The following is a 24,213-nucleotide window of genomic DNA, read 5'->3' as shown; positions in this document are numbered from 1 at the left end:
CGCCAGCGCGCCCAACGGTTACGCACGATCTCCGATACCGAATGGAGAGTGCGATGCGAGCCCTTGTAAGCGTTATGATGATGGGCTGCGGGCTTGCGGTACCGGCGTTGGCCCAGGCCGTCGCTGCACCGACCATCGCCGCGGACCAGGCGCTCGATCTCGCGAAGAAGGCAATCGCGCTGCGTTCGGTGCGCGGGCCGGGCAACCAGACGCCGCAAGTCGCAGCGCTGTATAAATCCGCCTTGGTCGCGGGTGGGTTTGCCGATGCCGATGTCGAAATCGTGCCCGTTGACGACACCGCCTATCTGATCGGTACGTGGCGCGGCAGCGACCCGAAGCTGAAACCGCTCGTCATTTCGGGGCATATGGACGTGGTCGAGGCGAAACCCTCCGATTGGCAGCGCGACCCGTTCACGCCCGTGGTCGAGAATGGCTATTTGTTCGGGCGCGGCGCGAGCGACATGAAGCTCGACGGCACGACCGCGATTGCCGCGCTCGTCGATCTGCGCCGCTCAGGGTACAAGCCCAAGCGCACGATCGTCATCGAATTCTCGGGCGACGAAGAAACGGTGATGAAGACCTCCGCGCTGATCGCCGAGCGGCTGAAAGATGCCGATATCGTGCTCAATATCGATGGCGGTGGCGGCGTGCTCGACGAGGAGAGCGGCAAGCCGAAATATTGGACGTGGCAGGGCGCGGAAAAGACCTATGCCGATTTCCGGCTGACCGTCACCAACCCCGGCGGCCATTCCTCCGCTCCGCGCCCGGTCAACGCGATCGTCGAGCTGTCGCGCGCGCTCGACAAGATCGGCCGTTATCGTTTCAAACCCGAACTCAGCCCGCTGACGCGCGAGGCGCTTGCCAAGGCGGCACCGTATGAAGAGCCCGCGATCGGCGCGGCGCTGAAGGCATTCGTTGCCGATCCGACCGATGAAGCCGCGATTGCCATGCTCGTCGCCAACCCCGGCACGGTCGGGCGGATCGGCACGACCTGCGTGCCGACGCTGGTGAGCGGCGGGCATGCCGAAAATGCGCTTCCACAGCGCGCGACGGCCAACATCAATTGCCGCATCTTCCCCGGCCACAAGCCCGCCGACATCATGGCCGAGCTGGCGCAAGCGGTGGGTGATTCTGGTGTGACTTTTAGTGACGTTACCGAAGGGTCGGTCGCCAACGATGCGTCGCCGCTGCGCCCCGATTTCCTGGCAGCGGTGAACCGCGCCATGGGGAAAGTCTATCCGGGCGTGCCGGTGTTCCCGGCGCAATCCTCGGGCGCGAGCGACAGCATGTGGTTCCGCTATCACCACGTCGCGAGCTATGGTGCGAGCCCGACGTTCAGTAAGGAATCGCAGGATTTCAGCCACGGGCTCAACGAACGTACCCCGATCAGCAACATCGCGCCGGGGATCCTGTATTACCGGTCGTTGTTCACCGATCTGTCGAAGTAAGCGCGCGTGGCGCACGATCCCGACGCCGATTGGAGCTTGCCCGGCTGGCTCTATACCGACCCCGAATATTTCGCGGTCGAGACCGAGCGTGTGATCCGTCCGTCATGGCAGATCGTCTGCCACCAGAACGACGTCGCCAATCCCGGCGATTTCCACACGCTCGATTATATCGGCGAGAGCGTCATCGTCATGCGCGGCGATGACGCGGTGCTGCGCGCCTTCGCCAATGTCTGCCGCCACCGCGCGATGCGGCTGGTCGAGGGGCCGAACGGCTGCGCGAAGAAGCTCGTCTGTCCGTACCATGCCTGGACCTATGAGACTGACGGGCGGTTGTCGGGCGTGCCGATGCGGCGCGATTATCCGGCGCTGGAGCTCGAGCAGAACGGGCTGGTGCCGGTCGATCTGGAGTTGTGGCGCGGGTTCGTGTTCGTGCGGCTGGAGGGCGACGGGCCGTCGGTCGCCGAGATGATGGCACCGTATGACTCGGAAATCGCGCCGTATCGCTTCGAGGATATGCAGACGATCAGCCCGCTGCGGCTGCGCGAGCGGGCGGTGAATTGGAAGAATGTCGGTGATAATTATTCCGACAATCTCCACATTCCGGTGGCGCACGATGGCCTGACGCGCCTGTTCGGCAAGAGCTACGCGATCGCGGCGCAGCCGTGGGTCGACAAGATGTCGGGCCGGATCGTCGATCGCGCGTCGGACAATCCGTGGGAACGCTTTTACCAAGCGCATTTGCCGCACGCGCCGCATCTGCCCGAGGACAATCAGCGGCTGTGGCTCTATTTCAAGCTGTGGCCCAACATGGCGTTCGACCTCTATGCCGATCAGATCGATTTCATGCAGTGGCTGCCGCTGACGCCCACCACGTGCGTGCTGCGCGAGATGGCGTTTGCCTTGCCCGATGACCGGCGGGAAATGAAGCTGGTGCGCTATGCCAATGGGCGGATCAACCGCGTCGTCAATGCCGAGGACACCTGGCTGATCGAGCGCGTGCAGCAGGGCATGGCGTCGCAAAGCTATACCGCCGGGCCGATCGGCACGAGCGAAGTGTGCTTGCGCAGTTTCGCGCGGAAGATTCGGGAGCGCATTCCCGAGGCAAGGCTGCACCGCGCGCCGGCGGCGGGGTGGTCGCAGCGCTAACCCTCTCCCGCGTTCGCGGGAGAGGCAACGAAGACTTGGTCCGCCTTCTTCAGGCGGGCCTAGTCGCAGTCGGTGAGGGTCTTCTTCTTTCGCGCGTCGAGGAAGAAGAAGACCCTCCCCCAACCCCTCCCGCGCAGGCGGGAGGGGATGACGAACGAGAAGGCGAAGCATGACCAAACGCTACGACGCACTCATCATCGGGGGCGGCCATAATGGCCTCGTCTGCGCCTTCTATCTGGCGCGTGCAGGATTGAAGGTCCGCGTCCTCGAACGGCGCCACATCGTCGGCGGCGCGGCCGTGACCGAGGAATTCCACCCCGGCTTTCGCAATTCGACCGCGAGCTATACGGTCAGTCTGCTGCGACCCCAGGTCATCGCCGACATGAAGCTGCACGAGCGCGGCTTTCGCATTATCGAGCGGACGATCAGCAATTTCTTCCCCTTCCCCGATACCTATCTGACGCTCGGCGGCGGCACTGCGCGGACGCAAGCGCAATTCGCGCGCTTCAGCCAGAAGGATGCTGACGCCTACCCCGCTTATGACGCGGCGCTCGAAAAGGTTGCGCAAGTGCTGCGCGATCTCGCGCTGAAAACCCCGCCCAATGTCGGCGGCGGTTTGCGCGCGCTGGTGGCGGGGGCAGCGCAAGGCTGGCCGATCGGCAAGATGGGGATCGAAGCGCAACGCGATTTGCTCGACGTCTTTACCAAATCGGCGCGCGATTTCCTCGATGGCTGGTTCGAGGACGATCATGTCAAATCCGCCTTCGCCTTCGATGCGGTGGTCGGCAATTATGCGGGGGTTTCGACGCCGGGCAGCGCCTATGTCCTGCTCCACCACGTCTTTGGCGAAGTGAACGGCAAGTTCGGCGCGTGGGGCCATTCGGTCGGCGGGATGGGCGCGATCACTCAGGCGATGGCGCACGCCTGCCAAGAGGTCGGGGTCGAGATCAGCCTTGAGGCACCCGTCGCCAAACTGCTGACCGAGGGCGGCAAGGTCGCCGGGGTATGGCTCGACTCGGGCGAGGAGATCGCCGCGAAGATCGTCGCCGCCAATGTCGGCCCGGCCTTGCTGTATCGCCAGATGGTCGATCCCGCCGACATGCCCGCCGATTTCAAGCGCCGGATCGATAATTTCAAGACCGGCAGCGGCACCTTCCGCATGAATGTCGCTTTGTCCGAACTGCCCGATTTCACGGTTTTTCCGGGGAAGGAAAAGGCCGAACATCACACCGCTGGCATCATCATTGCGCCGGGCATGCAGTATATGGATCAGGCGTTCATCGATGCGCAGCAATATGGCTGGTCGAAAAAGCCGATCGTCGAAATGAAACTTCCGACCACGGTTGATGACAGTCTCGCCCCGCCGGGGATGCACATCGCCAGCCTGTTCTGCCAGCAATTCGCGCCGACTCTGCCGGATGGCCGTTCATGGGACGATTGCCGCGAGGAAGTCGCCGATCTGATCATCAACACGGTCACCGATCATGCCCCCAATTTCAAAGCATCGGTGATTGCGCGGCAAATCCACTCCCCGCTCGATCTCGAACGCAAATTCGGGCTGATCGGCGGGGATATTTTCCACGGGACGATGGGGCTCGACCAGCTTTGGGCGGCGCGCCCGATGCTCGGACATGGTGATTATCGCGGGCCGATCGCGGGGCTGTATATGTGCGGATCGGGCACGCACCCCGGCGGCGGCGTGACGGGCGCGCCGGGGCACAATGCCGCGCATGAAATTCTGCGCGATCGCAGCGTGCTAGGCCGGTTGTTCGGCTAAAGCGGTTTGCGGGCGGAGCAGATATAGCGGGATCGCGGCGAGCATCAGGATCAGGCTGAGCCCGCTCGCCGCACCGCCTGCGCCCCAAAAGGCGAAGAGCGAGAAGGCGATGCCGAGAATCGCCGTGACCGGCGCGATCCGCCGCACCAAAGCGGAGACGCACGCGGCAAGGTAAAACCACAGACTCGAACAGGTCGTCAGCAGTGCGACAAAGGCAAACGCCCCGGCGAGCGACGCGCTCGCGTTCGAGAGCACCAACAGGCTGGCGCAGGTCGAGGACAGGAGCAGCACGCGCACCGGGACATCGCGCGCCGACACCTGCGCAAACCAGCGCGGTAGCAGCCCCGCGCGCGCCATGCCTAGCGGTACTTCGCCCTGGATCAGCACCCAGCCGTTGAGCGCGCCGAGCGCCGCGATGGCGGCAAAGGCGGCAACGAGCAAACCTCCGCCAACGCCCGCGAAGCGTTCGACGAAGAGCTGGAACGGCGCGGTCGATGCCGCGACATCGGCGGCCGGCAACAGCAACACGATGCTCGAGCAGACGAGGATGTAGAGGAGCCCGACCGCGAAGGTGCCGACCATTGTCGCGCGCGGCACGGTGCGCGCAGGGTCGCGAATGCGTTCCGCCGCGACGCTCGCCGCCTCGAACCCGAGCAGCGGAAACAGGGTGAGCGCCACCGCGCCGCCGAGCCCGGCGAGCACCGTTCCGGGTGCGGGCAAGGATGGCAGCGCGACCGTACCGCGCACCCCGACCCCAGCGGCAATCACCACCACCGCAATCAGCGGCGCGATCTTCAAAACTGTCGTGACGACTTGCACGCGGCCGGCCAGCGTCGCCCCGGCGAGATTGAGCAGCGTCAGCAGCCAGATCAAGCCGACCGAAGCCAGCGCGCCGGTCAGCGGGGTGGCGTTAAGCGCAGGGACGAAGGTCGCGAGATAGCTCGTCGCGGCCATCGCGATCGCGGCATTGGTGGCCCAGACCGACACCCAATATGCGACGCCGACCATCACCCCCGGCAACGGCCCGAGCACCGCGCCGGTAATCGCGATCGCGCCGGTCGCCTCGGGCATCGCCTGCGCCAGCCGCGCGAGTGTCCAGCCGATCGCGAGCGCGCCGGCAATGCTGACGATCCAGCCGGCGACCCCGGTCCAGCCATAAGGGGCGAGCGCGATCGGCATCAGGAAGATGCCCGATCCGATCATCCCGCCCATCACCAAAGCAATCGCGGTCCAATGTCCGAACGGGCGCGGCGCGGCTGTCGTCATCGGCTTGTCCCCCTGACCGGCAATTCAGCACGATGCGGGCGGCGACGCCATAGTTCCTTTTCGCGCAAGCTGCGCTACGACGCGCGCATGGCGAAGACGATCGTGGGGACCGAGACGGGCTGGATGGCGGCGAGTGGGCGGTATCCGCCGCGGCTGATCGACGCCGCGCTCGCGCTCAATGACAATCGTCTTGGCGAGGCCGAGCCGTTGCTGAAGGCGCACCTGCGCGATGATCCGTTCGACGTGGCGGCGATCCGCATGTTGGCGGAGCTTGCCGGGCGGATCGGGCGCTACAAGGATGCCGAGACGCTGCTGCGGCGCGCGATCGCGCTGTCGCCGGGCTTCACCGCCGCGCGCGCCAATCTGGCGCTGGTGCTGTACCGGCTCAATCGCCCGACCGAGGCGATCGAAGAACTCGCCACCGTCGTCGCCGAGGACCCCGACAATCCGGGGCACGCCAATTTGCAGGCCGCCGCCTTCGGTCGGCTCGGCCAGTTCGACGACGCGATCGCCCTGTACCAACGCGTCCTAACCGACGTGCCCGAGCAGCCGCGCGTGTGGATGAGCTATGGCCATATGCTCAAGACGGTCGGGCGGCAGGCCGACGGCGTGGCCGCTTATCGCCGGGCGATCGGCCTTCTGCCGAGTTTGGGGGAGGCGTGGTGGAGCCTCGCGAATTTGAAGACCGTGCGCTTCGACGATGCGGACATCGCCGCGATGGAAGCGGCACTCGCAGATGTGGCCATCACCGACGAAGATCGCTTCCATCTCGATTTCGCGCTCGGCAAGGCGTTCGAGGATCGTCGCGATGCTGCGCGCGCCTTCGCGCATTATGTCGACGGCAACGCCCGTCGCCGCGTCGCATTGAAATACGATGCCGACGAAACGCAGACATTCGTCGATCGCAGCATCGCGCGCTTCGACGCGGATTTCTTTATCGAGCGGGCCGGGCAGGGCCACCCGGCCTCCGATCCGATCTTCATCCTCGGCATGCCGCGCGCAGGATCCACGCTGATCGAGCAAATCTTGTCGAGCCATTCGCACGTCGAGGGGACGACCGAATTGCCCGACATCCCGCTGCTTGCGCGGCAGGACGCGGCGTATCCCGCGGGGTTGGCCGACTGGTCCGCCGAGCGGCTGCACGCGGCGGGCGCGGACTATCTCAAGCGCACGCGCATCCAGCGCCGCACAGACCGACCGTTGTTCATCGACAAGCTCCCCAACAATTGGGCGCATGTGCCGTTTATCCTCTCGATCCTGCCCAATGCCCGGATCATCGACGCACGGCGGCATCCGCTCGGGTGCTGCTTCTCCAATTTCAAACAGCATTTCGCACGCGGGCAGGGGTTCAGCTACGCGCTCGACGATATGGGGCGTTACTATCGGGATTATGTGCGGCTGATGACGCACATCGATGCGGTGTTGCCGGGGCGTGTTCACCGCGTGCTGTATGAGGATATGGTGGACGACACAGAACGCACGGTTCGTGCGTTGCTGGCGGCGTGCGGGCTGGCGTTCGAGCCTGGCTGTCTTGCTTTCCACGAGACCGCGCGCGCGGTCCGCACTGCAAGTTCCGAGCAAGTCCGCCGCCCGATCTTCCGCGAGGGAACCGAGGCGTGGAAGCCGTTCGAACCGTGGCTTGAGCCGTTAAAGGCGGCGCTGGGTGACGTGCTCGACCGCTATCCCGCAGTGCCGACATCGTTGTAAATCCGCAACGCTACGGTACGATTGTTACACTTTGGTATCGACCCGCTTGACGGATGCTGCGCCCGCGAACAGTCTGTCGCAACATCGTAAAGGGACTGTTTTGATGTCATCGTTCGCGCACCGTGCTGTCGTCGTTGCACTCTTGTCTTCGGCGGTGTTCGCGATGCCTGCAGTCGCGCAGACCGCGCCCGCTCCAGCGCCGGCTGACGACAATCCCGACATCATCGTCACCGCGACCAAGCGTTCGGAAAGCCTGCAGAACGTGCCGATCAGCGTCCAGGCGCTGACCACCAAGAAGCTCGACGAGCTCAACATCAGCAGCTTCAAGCAATATGCCCAGCAACTGACTTCGGTCTCGTTCCAGGCGCTCGGCGGGACGCCCGGCACCAACGTGATCTACATGCGCGGCATCGCATCGGGCGGTGACGGCAACCATTCGGGGACGCTGCCTTCGGTCGGCGTCTATCTCGACGAGCAGCCGGTGACGACGATCGGTGGCAATCTCGACGTCCATATCTACGACGTCGCGCGGATCGAGAGCCTGTCGGGGCCGCAGGGCACGCTGTATGGCGCGTCGTCCGAAGCGGGCACGATCCGTATCATCAGCAACAAGCCCGACACCTCGCATTTCTACGGCCGCGCCGATGTCGAGGGCAATCACGTCAGCAAGGGCGGATTCGGTGGCAAGGCCGAGGGGATGATCAACCTGCCCCTGTCCGATTCCGCGGCGCTGCGCGTGATCGGTTATTATCAGCGCGATGCGGGCTATATCGACAATGTCGCGGGCACGCGCAGCTTCGACGTGTCGGCGGCGGCCGCGCCGCTCGCGCCGGGCTATACCGGCACGGTCAGCAACGCTGCCTTCGTCAAGAAGGACTATAATGACACCGAAATCGCCGGTGGGCGCGCCGCGTTGAAGGTCGATCTCGACAGCAATTGGACCGTCACGCCGAGCGTGATGTATCAGGATACGCGCAGCCACGGGTCATACGGCTATGATCCGAAAGTTGGCGACCTTAAGGTCCAACATTTCTTCCCCGAATTCCGCCGTGATCGCTTCATCCAGGCGGGCCTGACGATCGAGGGCAAGGTCGGCAATTGGGATTTGACTTATGCCGGCGCCTATCTCGATCGCAAGACCTATCAGTCGAGCGATTATACCGATTATTCCGAAGCCTATGACAGCCTCTATTCCTCGGCCGGCGGGATTGCCGGTTACTTCTATTTCAAAGATAATGCCGGCCGGACGATCGACCCGCGCCAGCGCGTGATCGGCAGCGATCATTTCAAAAAGCTGAGCCAGGAATTGCGCATCGCCAGCCCCTCGACCGACCGCTTCCGGCTCGTCGCGGGTGCCTTTTATCAGCGCCAGAGCAACGACATCCATCAGGATTATCAAGTCGCTGGCCTTGACACCACCCTGTCGGTCAACGGGTCGCCGGGGACGTTGTGGCTGACGCAGCAGCACCGCATCGACAAGGATTATGCGATGTTCGGCGAGGCGAGCTTCGACATCACGCCGACGCTGACCGCCTCCGCTGGTGGGCGTGCCTATATTTACGACAATTCGTTGATCGGCTTCTTCGGCTTCGGGCGTGATCCGGCGGGTGGCTTCAGCACCACGCCGTATAACGCCGCGGGCAGCTCGCGCACCGGCGTGGCCGGGTGCTTCACCACCAACGGCACGCGGCTGCGCGATGCGGTTGCGGCGGGGGGATCGACCACGCTGCTGCCGCCGGCGGTTGCGGGCGGCCCGTGCACCAACCTCGGCACTTATGCCGCAGGCGCGGGCGTGCAGCCGGTCACGGCGTCGGGCCAGGGCTTGACGTACCGCTTCAACCTCAGCTGGAAGCCGGTCGCTGGCGTTCTGCTGTACGGCACTGCCTCGCGCGGGTTCCGCCCCGGCGGCATCAATCGCCGCGCCGATGTGCCGCCTTACGGTGCTGATTTCCTGACCAATTACGAACTCGGCGCGAAGACGACGCTGCTTGGGGGAAAATTGCGTTTGAACGGCGCGATCTATCAGCAGAATTGGGACAAGTTCCAGTTCGCCTTCCTTGGCGCGAATAGCTTTACCCAAATCCAGAACGGACCCAATGCGCGCATCCGTGGCGTGGAAGTCCAGGGTAATCTCAACCTGCGCGCGCTGACGCTAAGCGGCTCTGCCTCTTATACCGATGCCAAGACCACGCAGAATCTCTGCCTGGCCGATGACCCGACCTTCACCTGCGCGACGAGTGCCGTGTCGGCTCCGGTCGGCACGCGCTTGCCGATCACGCCGCAGTTCAAGGCAAGCGGAACGGCGCGCTACACCGTACCGATCGGCACGGCCAAGGCGTATGGCCAAGGCGTGGTTTCGTATCAGAGCTCGGCGTCGAGCGATGTGCGGACGCTGGCGTTCACCCCGACCGGTGTTGCCTATAATCCCGCCGCCACGCTCGGTCGGCTGGCGGCGTTCACCACGGCAGATTTCGCGATCGGGGCGGAGTTCAGTCGCTTCAGCCTCGAAGTGTTCTTGCAGAACGCGTTCGACGCGCGCGGCCAGCTCTCGCGCTTTCAGCAATGCGGATCGTGTGGGCAGCGCCCCTATATCGTGCCGGTGACGCCGCAGACGATCGGTGTGCGGCTTCACACTGACTTCTAGCGGGTCATAGCCCGGCCTTGTCGAGCGCGGAGGCGAGTTCAGACGTCATCGTACTGTCGGCCTTTGGGGTCAGGCGATTGAGCGCGGTTTGCACGCGCGCTTGCGCCACTTGCAGCGCCTTGTGCCGCACCGCGCGGATCGCGTTGGTGCGCCCGGAGCGGCTTTCACCGAGCAGTGCCGCCCATTTGGCCTCCTCTGCCGCCAGGATCGCCAGCGCGAGCCGCAGCCCGTCGCGTTGGCCGTGCGCATAATCTTCGGACATCATCGCCCCTTTCGTTTCGTGCAGCCCGATACACGGTGCAGCGGAACTTGGCTTTGGATGTTTCACCAGCCGCTCTTCCGGCGTAATCCTGCCGCATGATCTCCGCGCTGCTTCTTCTCGCCGCAAGCACGACGCAGCCGATCGCCACGGCGCGCGTCACGTTCGATCGCGGCGGGGAGCGATCGGTGCGCGTCTCGGGCCTGGCCGATGTTGCAGCGGTGCGCGCGCTGACCGCCGACGATCCGGCGCGGATCGCCTCGATTTCGAAGCTCGTCGTCGCGATCGCGGTGTTGCGGCTAGTCGAGCAGCACCGGCTCGACCTCGATACCGATGTGTCGGACGCGCTCGGCTACCCTTTGCGCAATCCGGCCTTTCCCGATCGCGCGATCAGTTTGCGGATGCTGTTGTCGCACCAATCGAGCCTGACCGACACGATCGATTATGTTCTGCCGCTCGATGCCGATATGCGCGCGATCCTTGCCGATCCACGGGCGTGGGACGCCCTCCATGCTCCCGGCAGCTATTTCCACTATACCAACTTCAATTTCCCGGTGATTGCGGCGGTGATGGAGCGCGCGGCCGGCGAACGCTTCGACCGGTTGATGCAGCGGCTTGTGCTCGCGCCGCTCAAGCTTGACGCGTGCTACACGCTTGCGTCCTGCTCCGACGGGGCGGTGCGGCGCGCGGCGGTGCAGTATCGTAGCGGCGTCGTGACGCGCGACGACAATCATGGCCAGCGCCCCGCATGCCCGGTGACGCGCGGGCGCGACGGCAGGTGCGATTTGTCGACATGGCGCGCCGGTGCCAATGGCGCGACCTATTCGCCGCAGGGCGGGCTGTACATCTCGGTGCGCGATTTGGCGCGGGTCGGGCGGATGTTGCTCGGCAAGGGCAAGCTCGACGGGGTGCGGATCCTTCGGTCGCAATCGGTCAAGCTGCTCAAGACGCCCGTCTGGACGTGGAACGGTGCGACGGGTGCCGCCAGCAATGGCGATACCTGGAGCGGACAAATGTGCCGCTACGGCCTCGCTGTCGGCTTTGTCGCGACAGGTATAGCCGGGTGTCGCGACGATCCGTTCGGCGACGGGCGGCCACGGATCGGGCATCTGGGCGAAGCCTATGGCTTGCGCTCGGGGCTGTGGGTGGATGTGACGCGCGGCACCGGAACCGCCTATTTCGCGACCGATGTCGCGGAGCTGCCCGGCACTCACTCGGCCTATACCGCGACCGAGGAAGCGCTCGCGCGCGGTACCTTACCGTAGCGCTCGCTTCGCCGGAGGCAGATCGAGCCGCCGCACGTCCACGCCGATGGCAACCACGCGCGTGCCGTTCTCATCGCGTATGATCCGCAATTTGTTGACCGCGCGGCCCATGTCGACGGGCCGCCACGTCGCGCCGCCGTCCTCGGTCTCGAAGCCGCCCGGAGCCGCGCCGACCCAGCCGTGCCGCTCATCGACAAAGCCGATGCCGAGCTGCTGGACGCGGTGGTCCTTGACCAGCGGGATTTCCTGCCACGTCTCGCCGCCGTCGGTGGTCTTGGCGACGACACGGTCGACCACGCCCGCGTCGGGATTGTAATTCTGGACCGTGACATAGCCGATCTTGGGGCTGGGGAAGGCGAGTTTCCAGGTGATCTCGAACGGGCGCTTGCTGACATAGACCCGCCGCCATGTTTTGCCGCCGTCGCGCGTCTTGAGCACCACCGCGTTGCTCACCGAAACGTCCGCGTCGCTCGCCCCGGCGATGAAGCCGATCTTTTCGTTCACGAAATGCACGTCGAGGATCATCGCGGTCGAAGCCGTCATGTCCTGCGAAACCCAGCTTTGCCCGAGATCGGTCGAGGTCAGCAAATGCGCCGGGCCGCCGACCCGCCCGCCTGCGCGCAGCGTCACGCGGTAATCGAGCACGCCCGAATTGACGAAGGGTTGGCGCAGCACATCGATCGCGCAAATGCCCGCCGGGGCGGGACCGGTGATCCGCGTCACGGGTGACCAGCTCTTGCCGCCATCGGTCGTGCGGTAGAGCGGATTGGTATCGGTGACGCCGGGGAAAGAGCCGGGGCCGATATTGCCGAGGATGCCGACACGTTCATCGACGAAGCCGAGCGCGCGCACGAAGGTGCCGGGCTTGTCGAGCAGCTTGGTCCAGCTGTCGCCGCCATCGGTGGTGCCGTACACCCGTCCCTTGCCGTTGCCGTACCACCCGACGCTGCGCGAGACGAAGACGATGTCGTCCTGCTTGCCCGGATACGGCTCGGTCGGCAATTTCGTCCAACCGGTCGCGGGCGGCGCGGCGGCGGGCGCACCCTGTGCCAAGGCTCGCGTCGCCGGTGCAGCGGCGAGCGCCGTGCCGAGCAAGCCGCCCAGCATATCCCTGCGATCAATCGGCATTTTTACCCCCCTGTCAGACCCTCATTGTGTCACCGCCACGACATTGTCGTCGCCATTGCGGTCGATATATTTGTTGTACGGATCGATCCCGGCAAAGGCCGGCTTGCGCTTGGTTACGATGCGGATCGTCTGGATCCCCGATTTCACCGGGCGACGTTCCATCAGCACGATGTCCTTGGCCGAAAAGGCACCAAGCTCGGGCTTCTGATCGAACAGCCCGATGTCGATCGTGTCGGCAAGCGGAGCCGCTTTTTCCTTGCCTGTCCCATCGGCATAGAATTTGGCGGCGTCTACCGTCAGCGATGTCTCGAACGTGCCGTCGGGCAGTTTGCGCACCGTCGCGGTCTTGGCCTTGAGATCGAAGAGCGTGATCCGGTCGAACAGGTCGAGGACCAATTGGCGCTCGGCCGGATTCCGGGCAAGGCCGAGGAACCCGTTCACCAGATCGAGCGAGCGCGGATACGGTTGGCTCTTGAAGCGGTAGGTGGCCAGCAGCGTCCGCAGCATCGCATTGACGCGGTCTTCGCCCAGCCGATCCTGCAGCAGGTACATGACTAGCGAACCCTTGCGGTAATGGATATACCCCTGGTCCTCAACCCGGTCGAGCGGCAGTTCCTCCACCCGCTCCGACCCGCGCGCGCGCAAATAGCTGTCGAGCTCGTACTTCAGGAAGCGGCGGATCTTATCCTCGCCATAGCGGTGCTTCATCACCATCAGCGCGGAATATTGCGCCATCGTTTCGACCAATACGGTGCCGCCCTGCATGTCGGCGCTGATCACTTGGTGCGCCCAATATTGGTGGCCCAGTTCGTGCGCGGTGATGTAGGTGACATAGTCGATCTTGTCGGGTGCATTGGCGTCCGCAAGGAAGCCGATCCGTTCCGAATAGGGGATCGTGCCGGCAAACGCCTGGGCGAAGGTCGCATAGCCGGGGAATTCGACGATCCGGGCATAATCGAATTGATACGGCCCGAAGTTTGCGCGGTAATAGCCAAGCGCGGTCTTCATCGCCGCGAGCATCCGATCTACATTATAGGCATGTTTCGGGTCGTAAAAGACCGACAGCTTGACGCCGTCCGCCATCATCGATTTCTCGGCATAGGCCGCAGACTGCACCGAGAAGAAGGCGAGGATCGGCGCGGGCGAGACGAAATGCGCGGTGCGGCGACCGTTCGCCGTGGTGTCCGACACTTTGCGGCCCGGCGCGATCGGCGTCTGGCCGGCATCGGTCGAGACGGTGATGTCCGAATTCACCCAATCGGCATCGCCGATGTAATTGCGCCGTTGCGCCGAAACATCTTCCAGTCTGGCTTTGCGCAATTGCGGCGGAAGACCGTATTTGCGGCGTTTGGCGCGGTCGCTGAGCAAGCCGTCGCGGTCCATGCCGATCTGCGGCGTGAACTGACCATTGTTGAGGAAAGTGCCGTTCCCCACCAATTGTCGGTCGTCGCCATTGGCACGCAGCCCCACCGTCTGGCGATGGGTGACGAAGGACAAGCTTCCCACAGCGCCCGGCGCCAGCGGCGTCGCGAAGCGATAGATGCGGTAAATGAGATCGGTATCATTCAACGCGAGTGTCGCACCTGGCACCGTGATCGACACGATCTTGGTGTTGGGGTCGCTCAGGCGGACATGGAGATCGCGTAGCGGCGCGCCGGTGTCGTTGACGAAGCGATAGCTGCCCGTCGCCTCCATCCGCCGTTCGGCCGGATACAGCGCGACATTGAGCGTGATATCGGTGGTCGAGGGCTGGAGCACATGTTCGTACTTCAGATATTTCTTCTCATACTGCGCCTGCCGCGCTTCGCGGTCATCGCGCGTGCGGTAGACATTGCGCACGTTCATCTGGTTGTAGAGCCACACTCCGGTCACCGCCGACACGAGCAGCCCCGCCACCAGCAGCCCGCCCGCCGGACCCTTCAGCCGCGCGGGAAGCTGCCGCAAGCGCGGGAGCAGCCGTGTCTCGGTGCCGCGCCGCCACAGCAAATGCGCGACGACGGCGAGCGCGAGCGCGATGCCCGACCAATAGAAGCGCAGCCACCAGCTCAAGGGGCCCCCGATTTGGTCGCCATTCATATCCGATAGTTGGACGCCGCCGGTGCTGCCATAATTGTAGAGCGGATGCTCGAACCCGATATTGTTCAACGTGATTGTCGCGACGAGGTAGATGACCATGATCCCCCATCCGACAAACTTATTGGGGCTGAGCGCCTGCACGAACACCGACAGCACCGCGATCAGCACCATGTCGACCGTCATCGGCAACAGATACCAGTTGAGATATTGCAGCGGCTCAAGCGCAGTCACGCCGCGCGCCAATTGCACCAGCATCGCGGCAACAGCCGAAATCACCAGCGTCGCAAACAGCACGCCCGATACGGCGAGCGCTTTGGGCACGATATAGGCCCAATTGGGAAGCGAGGTAGCATCGATGATCTCGTGCATCCGCCGCTCACGGTCGCGCCAGACGACTTCCCCACCATAATAGATCGCGATGATCAACGGGATGATACCGAACGCGCCCATCAGCGTGCTGATCACGTCGAAGGTCAGCGGCCGCGTTGCCGTGCCGTAAAGTTCGCCCGCAAAGATCAGGGCGCCGAGTGCATTGAACAGGCCGATCACCAGCAACACAAAGAAAGCGGGGCTGCGGAACACCAGCCCCATCTCGAAGCGGCAGCGCAGCGCCAGCCGCGCCCAGTTCGCCGCGGCGGGCCGCACCGCGGGGAGCCGATCGACCATCATGGGCGCGGAGGCGGCAAGCTTCGCTTCCTTGCGCTTCTGCCGACGCAACTGGCGTGCTGATGCGCCGCGTTCCGAGAAACTGAAGCGCGAGAAAGCAAGCGTCAGCGCCGCAAACGACAGGATGAGTGCGATCACCCGGTTCCACAGCAACGTTCCGGTAAAGGCAGGAAGGAGCGTATTTGATTCGCTTGCGGTGAAGTAGCGCGTGGTCTTCGCCATCGCGCCGAGGCCGAACGGCTCGATATAGGCGCCGAGGTCGCGATATTCGGGCTTCGAACGGATCACCGTATTAAGCACCACATAGCAGACGAGAAACACGACGACGCCGAGATACGAATACATCATCGATCGCGTCATCGTCGCCACCGCGAAGAAGATTGCTGCGGTCAGCAGCAGATTGGGCAGCGCGAGCAGAAAATAGGCGTAGAGATAGTCGCTCAGCCGGTTCGGCCCGATCGTCTCGGCATCGACCCACGGCATCATTGAGCCGATCCAGATGGCGAGTGGTACGGCAAGGAAGGTGATCGCCGCCGCGACGAACGCGCCGAGGAAGCGCCCCATCAGATAATCGAACTTGGTGACACGCGTCGAGCGGACCATCGGCCCGAAGCCGCTTTCATCGTCGCGCACGATGACATTGGCGACGAAAGCGGTGGTCACGAACATGTAGAACAGCGTCATAATCTGCACGATCTGCGCCAGCGCGACCGGTGCGTTCTTGTGAATATTGCCGCCGCCGCCGATCTGGATCTGCTCGGTGGTCATCGCCCCGAAGGGCAGCAGGAAGAACAGCACCGTCACCACCCAGAAGACCGGGTTGCGGAATTGGTAGCCGAGTTCGAAGCGCGCGATCTGTGCGAACATGCCCGTGCCCCTATGCGGCGTTGGCGAGCGGTGCGCGACGCGACCGGGCGAGCGTTGAGAAATATACATCCTCCAGGCCGCCTGCCGCAGGCGCGAAGCCATCGCCCGGATCGGTGTCCGACAGGACATGAATGATCGTCTCGCCTGCGAACAGCCGGGTCGAGATGATTTCGTAACGATCACGATACGGTTCCAGATCGCCGCGCCCGATCGTTTTGGCCCAGACATTGCCGCGCGCCAGCGCGATCAAATCCTGCGGCGCGCCTTCGAGCTGGATCTTGCCGGCCGCGAGCACCGCCATGCGCGGGCACAGATCGGCGACATCCTCGACGATATGGGTCGACAGGATCACCACGACATTCTCGCCGATTTCGGCGAGCAGATTGAGGAAGCGGTTGCGCTCCTCCGGGTCGAGCCCGGCGGTCGGTTCGTCGACGATGATCAGTTCGGGATTGCCGATCAGCGCCTGCGCGATGCCAAAACGTTGCCGCATCCCGCCCGAAAAGCCTGCGATTGCCTTCTTACGAACATTCCAGAGGTTGGTCTGGTTGAGCAATGTCTCGACCGTTTCCTTGCGCTCGCGCGCCGAGGCAACACCTTTCAGCACCGCCATGTGATCGAGCATGTCGTAGGCCGAGACGCGCGGATAAACGCCGAAATCCTGCGGCAGATAGCCGAGTCGTTCGCGCAGCTTGTCGGGGGTGGCGAGGATGTCGATATCGCCAAAGCGGATCGCGCCCGAGGTCGGCGCCTGCAGCGTGGCGACGGTGCGCATCAGCGTCGATTTGCCCGCCCCGTTTGGCCCGAGCAACCCGAACATCCCCTTGGGGATCGACAGCGAAACATCGTCCAGCGCGCGCGTGCCGTTGGCATAGATGTGCGTGAGGTGTGTGAGTTCCAGCATGGTGCCCCCTTTAGATCGCCCCGGCGAATCGCAGTGTGTTGCTATACTAAAGCGCCAGCTGTCAAGGGACCATTGCAGCCTTGCGTTCGGCATTTTGCTAGCCGCGGTTTGACCGCCGTCAAGTCCTGCACCCTCCGGCTCGGTATTTTGCGCGTTCGTACAGCGTGAGGATGCCTTCGATCATGAGCCGCGTTTCGCCGGTCGCCCCATATCAGATCCAGTCGTCGATCGAGACGTTGCAGGAGGATCATGTCATCCAGCGCTTGTTGTGCGACGATCTCGAACGTGTCGCGGATCGTCTGCCGGCACTGCCGACCTTGCCCGAACTGCGCCGCATCAGCGATCGTATCCTGCGCATTACCAATTCGCACTTCGTGCGCGCCGAACAGGTGCTGCGCACAATGCCGCCCGAGCAGCGTCCGAGTCCGATCATGCTCGACGCGTTGCATCAGATGCACGTGCTTGATGAGATGCACGGGCAGGATCTCATTGTCACGCTGTGGCAGCACGCTGGCGCGGTTGCGGGCGCCAATGTTGGTCAGCTTTCCTATATGCTGCGCTGCTTCTTCGACGGATGCCGCCGCGCGATCCGGCTGAAGGAAAGCTATATCGCGGCTGCCGGTGCGGGGGTGGTCAGGCCGGATTAGCGACCAGATCGAGTCCGCGTGAATCGAGCACCAGGCAATCGCGCTCGCCCTTGGCGAAGGTGATCAGCCCCGCTGCCTTCAGCCCCGTCAGCTGACGGCTGACGGTTTCGATCGTGAGGCCGAGCAGATCGGCCATTTCGCCGCGGCTCATCGGGATCGAGACATGAATTCCGCCGTCATCGCGCGGGAGTCCCGCCCGCTCCGCTAGCTGACCGATGAACCCGGCGACGCGCTCTTGCGCATTGCGCCGACCGAGCGACAGCATGCGTTCGCGGGCTTCGTCGAGCGATGCCATCGTCCGTTCGAGCAACATCCGCTCCATGCGCGCATGCGAGCCCAGCTCGCGCTCAAACGCGGCGCGCGGGAAGCTGCACATCTTGGTCTCGGTCAGCGCGGTCACCGTCAGCGATGCCTCGTCAGTGAACATCTGCCCGACGAAATCGCCGGGGAACAGTAGCCCGACGATCTGCTCACGCCCGTCGGGGGTCGAGGCCGTCACTTTCAGCGCGCCGCTCACGACATTGGCGAAGGTGGTGACGACATCCCCGGCCCAGGTGATGACTTGCCCCGCTGGCACCGTCCGGCGGCGGCCGATTGCGCTCAGCGCGACCAGTTCGTGATCGTGGAGGCTCGAACAGAGCGATGTGTCGCGCACCAGGCATTCATGACAAACCGCACTGGCCTGCGCCGCGTGTGCCCTGTCGGCGAGCGTTTGCGTGGTCATGGCGTGCGATCCTTTGGTCACGGGTCGAGTGTAGCGCATGTGTCGCGGCAGCGCAGCATCGAAACGACGCAAAGCACGTCCCACGCCGCGCGGTTTGATTGCCATCAAGCGCCTGCTTGCGGCCGCACAAGGACCTCGCCCTCCGCTCCCCTAGGCTCCGGCCCTCACAACCAGAGGGATTTGACCGTGAAGATCGCCATTGCACTTGCCGCCGGCCTGTTTGTCGCCACCCCCGTCTACGCGCAGACAGCAGCGGCTGAGACGCGCACCGGCATAAAGGCGGGCGACGTCCTGCTCCGCGTTCGCGCGATTCTGGTTGCGCCGAACGAGCGCTCGGGCGGGATCGGGCCGACTTTTCCGACCGAACAGGTCAGCGTAAACAATTCCGTTATGCCTGAAATCGATCTCACCTATATGGCGACCGACCATATCGGCTTCGAGTTGATCGCCGCGACCACCAAGCACAGCGCATCGGGCACCAGCGGGACGACGGGTGGAATCGGCAAACTCGCCTCGACCTGGGTGCTGCCGCCGACGTTGACCGCACAATATCATTTCAACCCGCGCGGCGCAGTGCGGCCGTATGTCGGCGCGGGCGTAAACTATACGATCTTCTGGAACGAGAAAGTGTCGAGCGGACTCGTCGCGGCGGTCGGGCCAACGCGGGTGAAGATGTCAGACAGTTTCGGCTGGGCGGCGCAGGCCGGGATCGATGTCGATATTTCGAAGCGACTCTTTGTCAACATCGACGCCAAATATATCAAGATCCGCACGACGGCGCGGCTCGATACAACGGCGGTCGGCACGCAGAATGTGCGGATCCATCTTGATCCGCTGGTGGTCGGTGTCGGGCTGGGCATCCGGCTCTGAGCTGACGATGTCGCCGATCGCGATCCGCTGATCCGCGAGGGTCAGCGGCATCGCGCGGTGCGACACCAGGATCAGCCCGGTTGCGGTCGCATCGAGCCATGCGCCAAGCCGGGCGATCACCACGGACTCGGTCGCCGCATCGAGGCCCTCGGTCGGCTCGTCGAGCAACAACCACGGCCGCCCCGCCAACAACGCGCGCGCCAGCGACAGCCGCTTGCGCTCCCCCCCCGACAAGATGCCGCCCGCCTCGCCAAGGATCGTGTCCAATCCCGCCGGTGCCGAGGCGACCCGCGTATCGAGGCAGGCGGTGTGGAGCGCCTGCCACATATCGTCCTTGGTCACGCCAGCGCGCGCGAGGCGGAGATTGTCGGCGATCGTTCCCGCCAGCATCGGCGCGTCCTGTGCGGCGAGCGCGAAGTGCGCGCGCAACTGCGTGGCGGACCAGCGCGCCGGCGACAAATGGTCCACCGTAATATCGAGCGGGGCGTTGCGCAGTCCGGCAAGAGTCTCGAGCAGGATCGTCTTGCCCGAGCCCGATTCGCCGATCACGGCGATCCGCGCGCCGGGGCGCAGCCGGATTTTCCCGAGCCGCACCCGCGCAGGCGTCATTGCTTCTGCCGGGGCCTGCGGTCGCGGTGGTGCGGTGTCCGCGATTGCATCGAGGCGATGCACCGCAGCATCGACGCTCGCGCGCTTCAGCGCGGTGCGCGACAGCCCCGCCATCGCCTCGACCGCTGCGGCTGCCGCGAGCAGCGCGAGCGCGACAACGGGTGCCGGACCAGTTGCCAGCGCCAGCACGAGCGCGACGGTCGCCCCGCCATAAGCGAGCATGATCGCAGCAAGCACGCCTTCCCCGACGAACAGGCCTTTGCGGGCGGCGTCGAGCGTGGCGCTTGTTGCCTCAAGGCGCGCCGCGACGCGCTCGGCCAGCCCGTAGGCAGCGATCTCGGGCCGGGCGGCGGCATATTCGACGAACTGCGTGCGCAGCGCGCCGAGCGCATCCGCCGCCGCCTGGGCGGGCTCGCGAGTCAATCGACCGGCGAGCAGGCGCAACAGCAGCGGCAGGATGGCCAGCATCACCGTTAGCGCCAGCGCCGCCTGCCACCCCGCGAACGCGACCAATGCGATACTCGTCGCAGCCGCGATCAACGCGGCGAAGCGGGCCGGCTGGCGGATCACCAGATCCTCAAGTGCGTCGATATCGCCGAGCAGTCGTGCGCTGGCGTCGCCGCCGGATAGCGATGGCGCCGTGCGGCCATCTTGCGCGGCGAGTTTGCGGAACAGGTCGCTGCGCAAATCGGCCATGGCGCGCAACGCGGCACGGTGCGATAAAAGCCGCTCGCCATAGCGCGACCCGGTCCGCAGCAGCGCGAAAAGGCGGATCGCTGCGCTGGGGATCAGATAGTTGAACGCGAGCGCTGCGGTGACGCCAGAGGCTCCGGCGAGGGCGGCGGCGGTCAGGAACCAGCCCGATAGGCCAAGCAACAGGATCGCCGAAATCGACGCGACCGAGGCGGCCAGCGTCGCCCAGCGCATTCCGGTGGGGCGCATGTTCATAGCGCCACCACGAGGCGCGCGGCAGCGGCAAGGACGCGATCGTGCGTCGCCACCAGCAGACACCGCTCCCGCGACAGGTCCAGCAGCAGCGCGCGGATCTCGGCTGCGCTGTCGCCATCGAGATCGGCGGTCGGCTCATCGCACAGCAGCAACGGCCGCCCCGACAGGATTGCGCGTGCGAGGCCGATCCTGCGGCGTTCGCCGCCGGACAGGCCCGATCCGCGATGGTCGATTTGGAGGTTCAGCCCCTCACACCGGTCGCGGAGCAAGGCGCCAAGGCCAACCCGGTCGGCGACCGCGCGGATCATCTCCGGCGTCGCGTGCGGTGCGGCCAGCGCGATATTGTCGGCCAGCGTGCCCGGTAGCAGGAGCGCGCGCTGCGCTGCCCAAGCAATATCCGCTGGATCGAGCGCGCAGCCGTTTGCGGTCGCCACGCTGCCGCCCGAAAGTGCGCATTGCCCGGCAATCGCTGCGAGCACGCTGGTCTTGCCGCTGCCGGTGGGACCAGTGAGCACGACCAAATCGCGCAAGCCGAGTGTCAGAGCGATCGGGCCAATCGTCACGCCGGGCCAGTCGAGGCGCAGGCTGGCGACGTGCAAGCCGGTGAACATGCCGGTCGGCCGAGCCGCCACTGGCTGTTCGGGCGCTATCGTCGCAAGCGCCGCGGTCGCCGCCTCGCCGAGTTGTTTCTCATGATACGCGGCCGCCAGACGCCGCATCGGCAAATAGAATTCGGGGGCCATCGCCAGCACGAAGAAGGCGCTGGTGAGCGTCAGGGTCTCGGGCGCGGGGAAGGGCAACAGGCCGAGCAGGCTGAACCCGCAATAGACCGCGATCAGCGCGACCGCGAGCGCGGCGAAGAATTCCAGCACCGCGCCCGACAGGAAGGCCGCGCGCAGCACGAGCACGGTGCGGTCCGCCACCGCGCGCGTCGCCGCGCTGACTTGCCGCGCAACGCGCTCCTCCGCGCCGAAATGGTGGATCAGGGCCAAATTGCGCAAGCGATCGACGAACAGCCCGGAGAGCGCGGAGAGCGCGGCCAACTGCCGCTCCGACGCCTGACGCGCGGCGGACCCGGCGAGGATCATCCCCAGCACGAACGGCAGCAGGGTGAGCAGCATGATGAGGGCGGCGACCCAGCTCACAGCGGCGACGATCGCCATCACCAGCACCGGGCCGAGTGCCGCATGCAGCCGCACCGGCGCGAAGCGGGCGTTCGACGCTTCGATCGCGGCGACATGATCGATCGCAAAGGTCGCGCTTTCACCGGCGAGGATCGGGCGGGGGAGGACGCCGCCGAGCAACTGCGGGATCAGCCGCCCACGGAGCGCAGCGCTGCTGGCTTGCGCTGCGTCGATCGCGACGCGGTGGACGGCAATGATCGTGCCGGCGCGCATGAGCGTGCCGAGCAGGATCGCGAGATAGGCGGTAATCCCCGGTGCTGCCCCCCCCGCCAAATGGCCGACCGCGCTGGCGATCCCGAAGGCGAACAGGGCCGCCCCCAGCACATCGAACACCCAGAGAAATCCCGCCGACGATGTTCTGTTCATACGCTTGTAATGGCCGGTTATTCCTGGTCCGCTTTGATTCCGGTCAAACCGGACGATCGATCAATCCCCTAAAGCGCTGTGATCCGGCCACCGCCCCGTTTGGCGGAATAATGAGGGTCCCGCATGACGAGCATGGCTGTCGTGGAGCTATCACGGCTCCAATTCGCGCTGACGGCGCTCTACCACTTCCTGTTCGTGCCGCTCACGCTCGGCCTGTCGTTCATACTGGTCATCATGGAGAGCGTCTATGTGATCACCGATCGCCCGATCTGGCGCGATATCACGCGTTTCTGGGCGAAGGTGTTCGGGATCAATTTCGTGCTCGGCGTCGCGACCGGCCTGACGATGGAATTCGAATTCGGGATGAACTGGTCCTATTATTCGCATTATGTCGGCGACGTGTTCGGCGCGCCGCTCGCGATCGAGGGGCTGATGGCCTTTTTCCTCGAGGCGACCTTTGTCGGCGTGATGTTCTTCGGGTGGGATCGCCTGTCGAAACGCGGCCATTTGCTGACGACGATCATGGTCGCACTCGGATCGAACCTGTCGGCGGTGTGGATCCTGATCGCCAATGGCTGGATGCAGCATCCGGTCGGGTCGGTGTTCAACCCCGCGACGATGCGGATGGAAGTGACCGATTTCATCGCGGTGATCTTCAATCCCGTCGCACAAGCGAAATTCGTCCACACGGTGAGCGCGGGCTATGTCTGCGCCAGCGTGTTCGTGCTCGGCATTTCGGCTTTCTATCTGCTCAAAGGGCGGCACGTCGAATTCGCGCGGCGCAGCTTCACCGTCGCCGCCGCCTTCGGCCTCGCCTCGTCGCTCAGCGTCGTCGTGCTCGGCGATGAGAGCGGCTATACGCTGACCGAAAACCAGCAGATGAAACTCGCCGCGATCGAGGGGATGTGGCACACCGAGCCGAGTCCGGCTGGGCTCGCCATTTTCGGAATTCCGTCCAATTCGGGCCGCTCGACCGATTATGAGATCAAGATTCCCTACGTCATGGGGCTGATCGCAACGCGCGGCATCAGCGGCGAGGTTGCTGGCATCTTCCCCCTGGTGGCGCGCGCGCGCGGCCGGATCGTCAACGGCGTGACGGCGTATGATGCAGTCGAGAAACTGAAGGTCGATCCGAAAAATCTGGTGGCGCGCGAAGCGTTCGAGCGGACCAAGGGTGATCTTGGCTATGCGCTGCTGCTGAAACGCTTTGTCACCGATCCGCGCACCGCCGATTCCGCAACGATCGACAAGGCTGCGTGGTCGACCGTGCCGAATGTTGCGGCGATGTTCTGGATGTTCCGCGTGATGGCGGGGCTGGGGTTCGGCTTTATCGCCTTCTTCGCCACCGCTTTCATCCTGTCGAGCCGCCGCGTGTTCGACCAGCGCTGGTTCCTGCGCACGGCCGTGATCGTCATGCCGCTGCCGTGGCTCGCAATCGAGCTTGGCTGGATCATCGCCGAGATCGGGCGTCAGCCCTGGGCGGTGGACGGCGTGTTGCCGACCTTCCTCGGCGCATCGAGCCTGAACGTCCCGCAAATCTGGGCGACGATCATCGGCTTCACGCTGCTTTACGGCATCCTCGCCTTCATCGAAGTGCGGCTGATGCTGGCGACGATCCGCAAGGGGCCCGAACGCTACGTCCCGTGGCAGCCGCGCGAGACCGCGCAGCCGCACCCCCTCCACGCCATCCCCGCCGAATAATCCGGCGCCAG

The 24,213-nt window shown here is 64.6% G+C and carries 16 protein-coding genes and 1 pseudogene; 9 read left to right on the top strand and 8 right to left on the bottom strand.

Translation table 11 applies throughout. From position 1 onward, the window contains the following. Positions 1–53: 53 nt before the first annotated feature. From IEV62_RS05665 to IEV62_RS05655, 3 genes are all read left to right on the top strand, one after another. Entirely contained in the window at positions 54–1,448 is a 1,395-nt protein-coding gene (locus IEV62_RS05665; RefSeq protein WP_188445898.1) for a M20/M25/M40 family metallo-hydrolase, read from the top strand. A 6-nt stretch (positions 1,449–1,454) separates the two neighbouring features. Further along, positions 1,455–2,594 carry an aromatic ring-hydroxylating oxygenase subunit alpha gene (locus IEV62_RS05660; protein ID WP_188445897.1) on the top strand — a complete coding sequence of 380 codons (1,140 nt, stop codon included), beginning with the start codon at positions 1,455–1,457 and terminating at the stop codon, positions 2,592–2,594. A 169-nt stretch (positions 2,595–2,763) separates the two neighbouring features. Beyond that, positions 2,764–4,371, top strand: a complete 1,608-nt coding sequence (locus IEV62_RS05655; RefSeq protein WP_188445896.1) for a phytoene desaturase family protein — start codon at positions 2,764–2,766, stop codon at positions 4,369–4,371. On the opposite strand, the gene IEV62_RS05650 is transcribed toward IEV62_RS05655, so the two are convergent. Further along, positions 4,351–5,637 carry an amino acid permease gene (locus IEV62_RS05650; RefSeq protein ID WP_188445895.1) on the bottom strand — a complete coding sequence of 429 codons (1,287 nt, stop codon included), beginning with the start codon at positions 5,635–5,637 and terminating at the stop codon, positions 4,351–4,353. The genes IEV62_RS05655 and IEV62_RS05650 overlap by 21 nt on opposite strands. Before the next feature lie 87 nt (positions 5,638–5,724). Between IEV62_RS05650 and IEV62_RS05645 the strand changes: the two genes are divergently transcribed. Further along, a complete protein-coding gene (locus IEV62_RS05645; RefSeq protein ID WP_188445894.1) occupies positions 5,725–7,344 on the top strand; it encodes a tetratricopeptide repeat-containing sulfotransferase family protein in 1,620 nt (539 codons plus the stop codon). Between the two features lie 103 nt (positions 7,345–7,447). Continuing rightward, a complete protein-coding gene (locus IEV62_RS05640) occupies positions 7,448–9,988 on the top strand; it encodes a TonB-dependent receptor (protein WP_188445893.1) in 2,541 nt (846 codons plus the stop codon). Between the two features lie 4 nt (positions 9,989–9,992). Here IEV62_RS05640 and IEV62_RS05635 read toward each other — a convergent pair whose 3' ends face one another. Beyond that, complete coding sequence (locus IEV62_RS05635) at positions 9,993–10,253, bottom strand: hypothetical protein (protein WP_229732839.1); 261 nt, start codon at positions 10,251–10,253, stop codon at positions 9,993–9,995. Between the two features lie 92 nt (positions 10,254–10,345). Between IEV62_RS05635 and IEV62_RS05630 the strand changes: the two genes are divergently transcribed. Further along, positions 10,346–11,512 (top strand): serine hydrolase domain-containing protein, encoded by a 1,167-nt coding sequence (locus tag IEV62_RS05630; RefSeq protein ID WP_188445892.1) that lies wholly within the window; start codon positions 10,346–10,348, stop codon positions 11,510–11,512. Here the strand turns inward: IEV62_RS05630 and IEV62_RS05625 are convergent. From IEV62_RS05625 to IEV62_RS05615, 3 genes are read right to left on the bottom strand one after another with little or no spacing between them, the layout of a single operon-like run. After that, a complete protein-coding gene (locus tag IEV62_RS05625) occupies positions 11,504–12,640 on the bottom strand; it encodes a WD40/YVTN/BNR-like repeat-containing protein (protein WP_188445891.1) in 1,137 nt (378 codons plus the stop codon). The genes IEV62_RS05630 and IEV62_RS05625 overlap by 9 nt on opposite strands. A gap of 21 nt (positions 12,641–12,661) precedes the next feature. Beyond that, positions 12,662–16,249 (bottom strand): ABC transporter permease/M1 family aminopeptidase, encoded by a 3,588-nt coding sequence (locus IEV62_RS05620; RefSeq protein ID WP_188445890.1) that lies wholly within the window; start codon positions 16,247–16,249, stop codon positions 12,662–12,664. 10 nt (positions 16,250–16,259) lie between these two features. Beyond that, positions 16,260–17,153, bottom strand: a complete 894-nt coding sequence (locus IEV62_RS05615; RefSeq protein ID WP_188445889.1) for an ABC transporter ATP-binding protein — start codon at positions 17,151–17,153, stop codon at positions 16,260–16,262. A 182-nt stretch (positions 17,154–17,335) separates the two neighbouring features. Here IEV62_RS05615 and IEV62_RS05610 point away from each other — a divergent pair, with 182 nt between their 5' ends. Further along, positions 17,336–17,800, top strand: a complete 465-nt coding sequence (locus IEV62_RS05610; RefSeq protein WP_188445888.1) for a hypothetical protein — start codon at positions 17,336–17,338, stop codon at positions 17,798–17,800. On the opposite strand, the gene IEV62_RS05605 is transcribed toward IEV62_RS05610, so the two are convergent. Further along, entirely contained in the window at positions 17,787–18,524 is a 738-nt protein-coding gene (locus IEV62_RS05605) for a Crp/Fnr family transcriptional regulator (protein ID WP_188445887.1), read from the bottom strand. The genes IEV62_RS05610 and IEV62_RS05605 overlap by 14 nt on opposite strands. A gap of 186 nt (positions 18,525–18,710) precedes the next feature. On the opposite strand from IEV62_RS05605, the gene IEV62_RS05600 reads away from it, so the two are divergent. Further along, positions 18,711–19,394 carry an OmpW/AlkL family protein gene (locus IEV62_RS05600; RefSeq protein ID WP_373868554.1) on the top strand — a complete coding sequence of 228 codons (684 nt, stop codon included), beginning with the start codon at positions 18,711–18,713 and terminating at the stop codon, positions 19,392–19,394. Positions 19,395–19,556: 162 nt separating this feature from the next. On the opposite strand, the pseudogene IEV62_RS05595 reads toward IEV62_RS05600, so the two are convergent. Both IEV62_RS05595 and IEV62_RS05590 read right to left on the bottom strand, forming a co-directional pair. After that, positions 19,557–20,930, bottom strand: a pseudogene (locus IEV62_RS05595) (ATP-binding cassette domain-containing protein); the annotation flags it as partial. A 17-nt stretch (positions 20,931–20,947) separates the two neighbouring features. After that, on the bottom strand, positions 20,948–22,501 hold the full coding sequence (locus tag IEV62_RS05590; RefSeq protein WP_188445885.1) for an ATP-binding cassette domain-containing protein: 1,554 nt from the start codon (positions 22,499–22,501) through the stop codon (positions 20,948–20,950). Between the two features lie 123 nt (positions 22,502–22,624). On the opposite strand from IEV62_RS05590, the gene IEV62_RS05585 reads away from it, so the two are divergent. After that, on the top strand, positions 22,625–24,202 hold the full coding sequence (locus tag IEV62_RS05585; protein WP_188445884.1) for a cytochrome ubiquinol oxidase subunit I: 1,578 nt from the start codon (positions 22,625–22,627) through the stop codon (positions 24,200–24,202). Positions 24,203–24,213 lie beyond the last annotated feature (11 nt).

The organism is Sphingomonas psychrolutea (genome assembly GCF_014636175.1).
Lineage (GTDB): Bacteria > Pseudomonadota > Alphaproteobacteria > Sphingomonadales > Sphingomonadaceae > Sphingomonas > Sphingomonas psychrolutea.
This window is presented reverse-complemented; position numbering and strand designations above follow the sequence as displayed.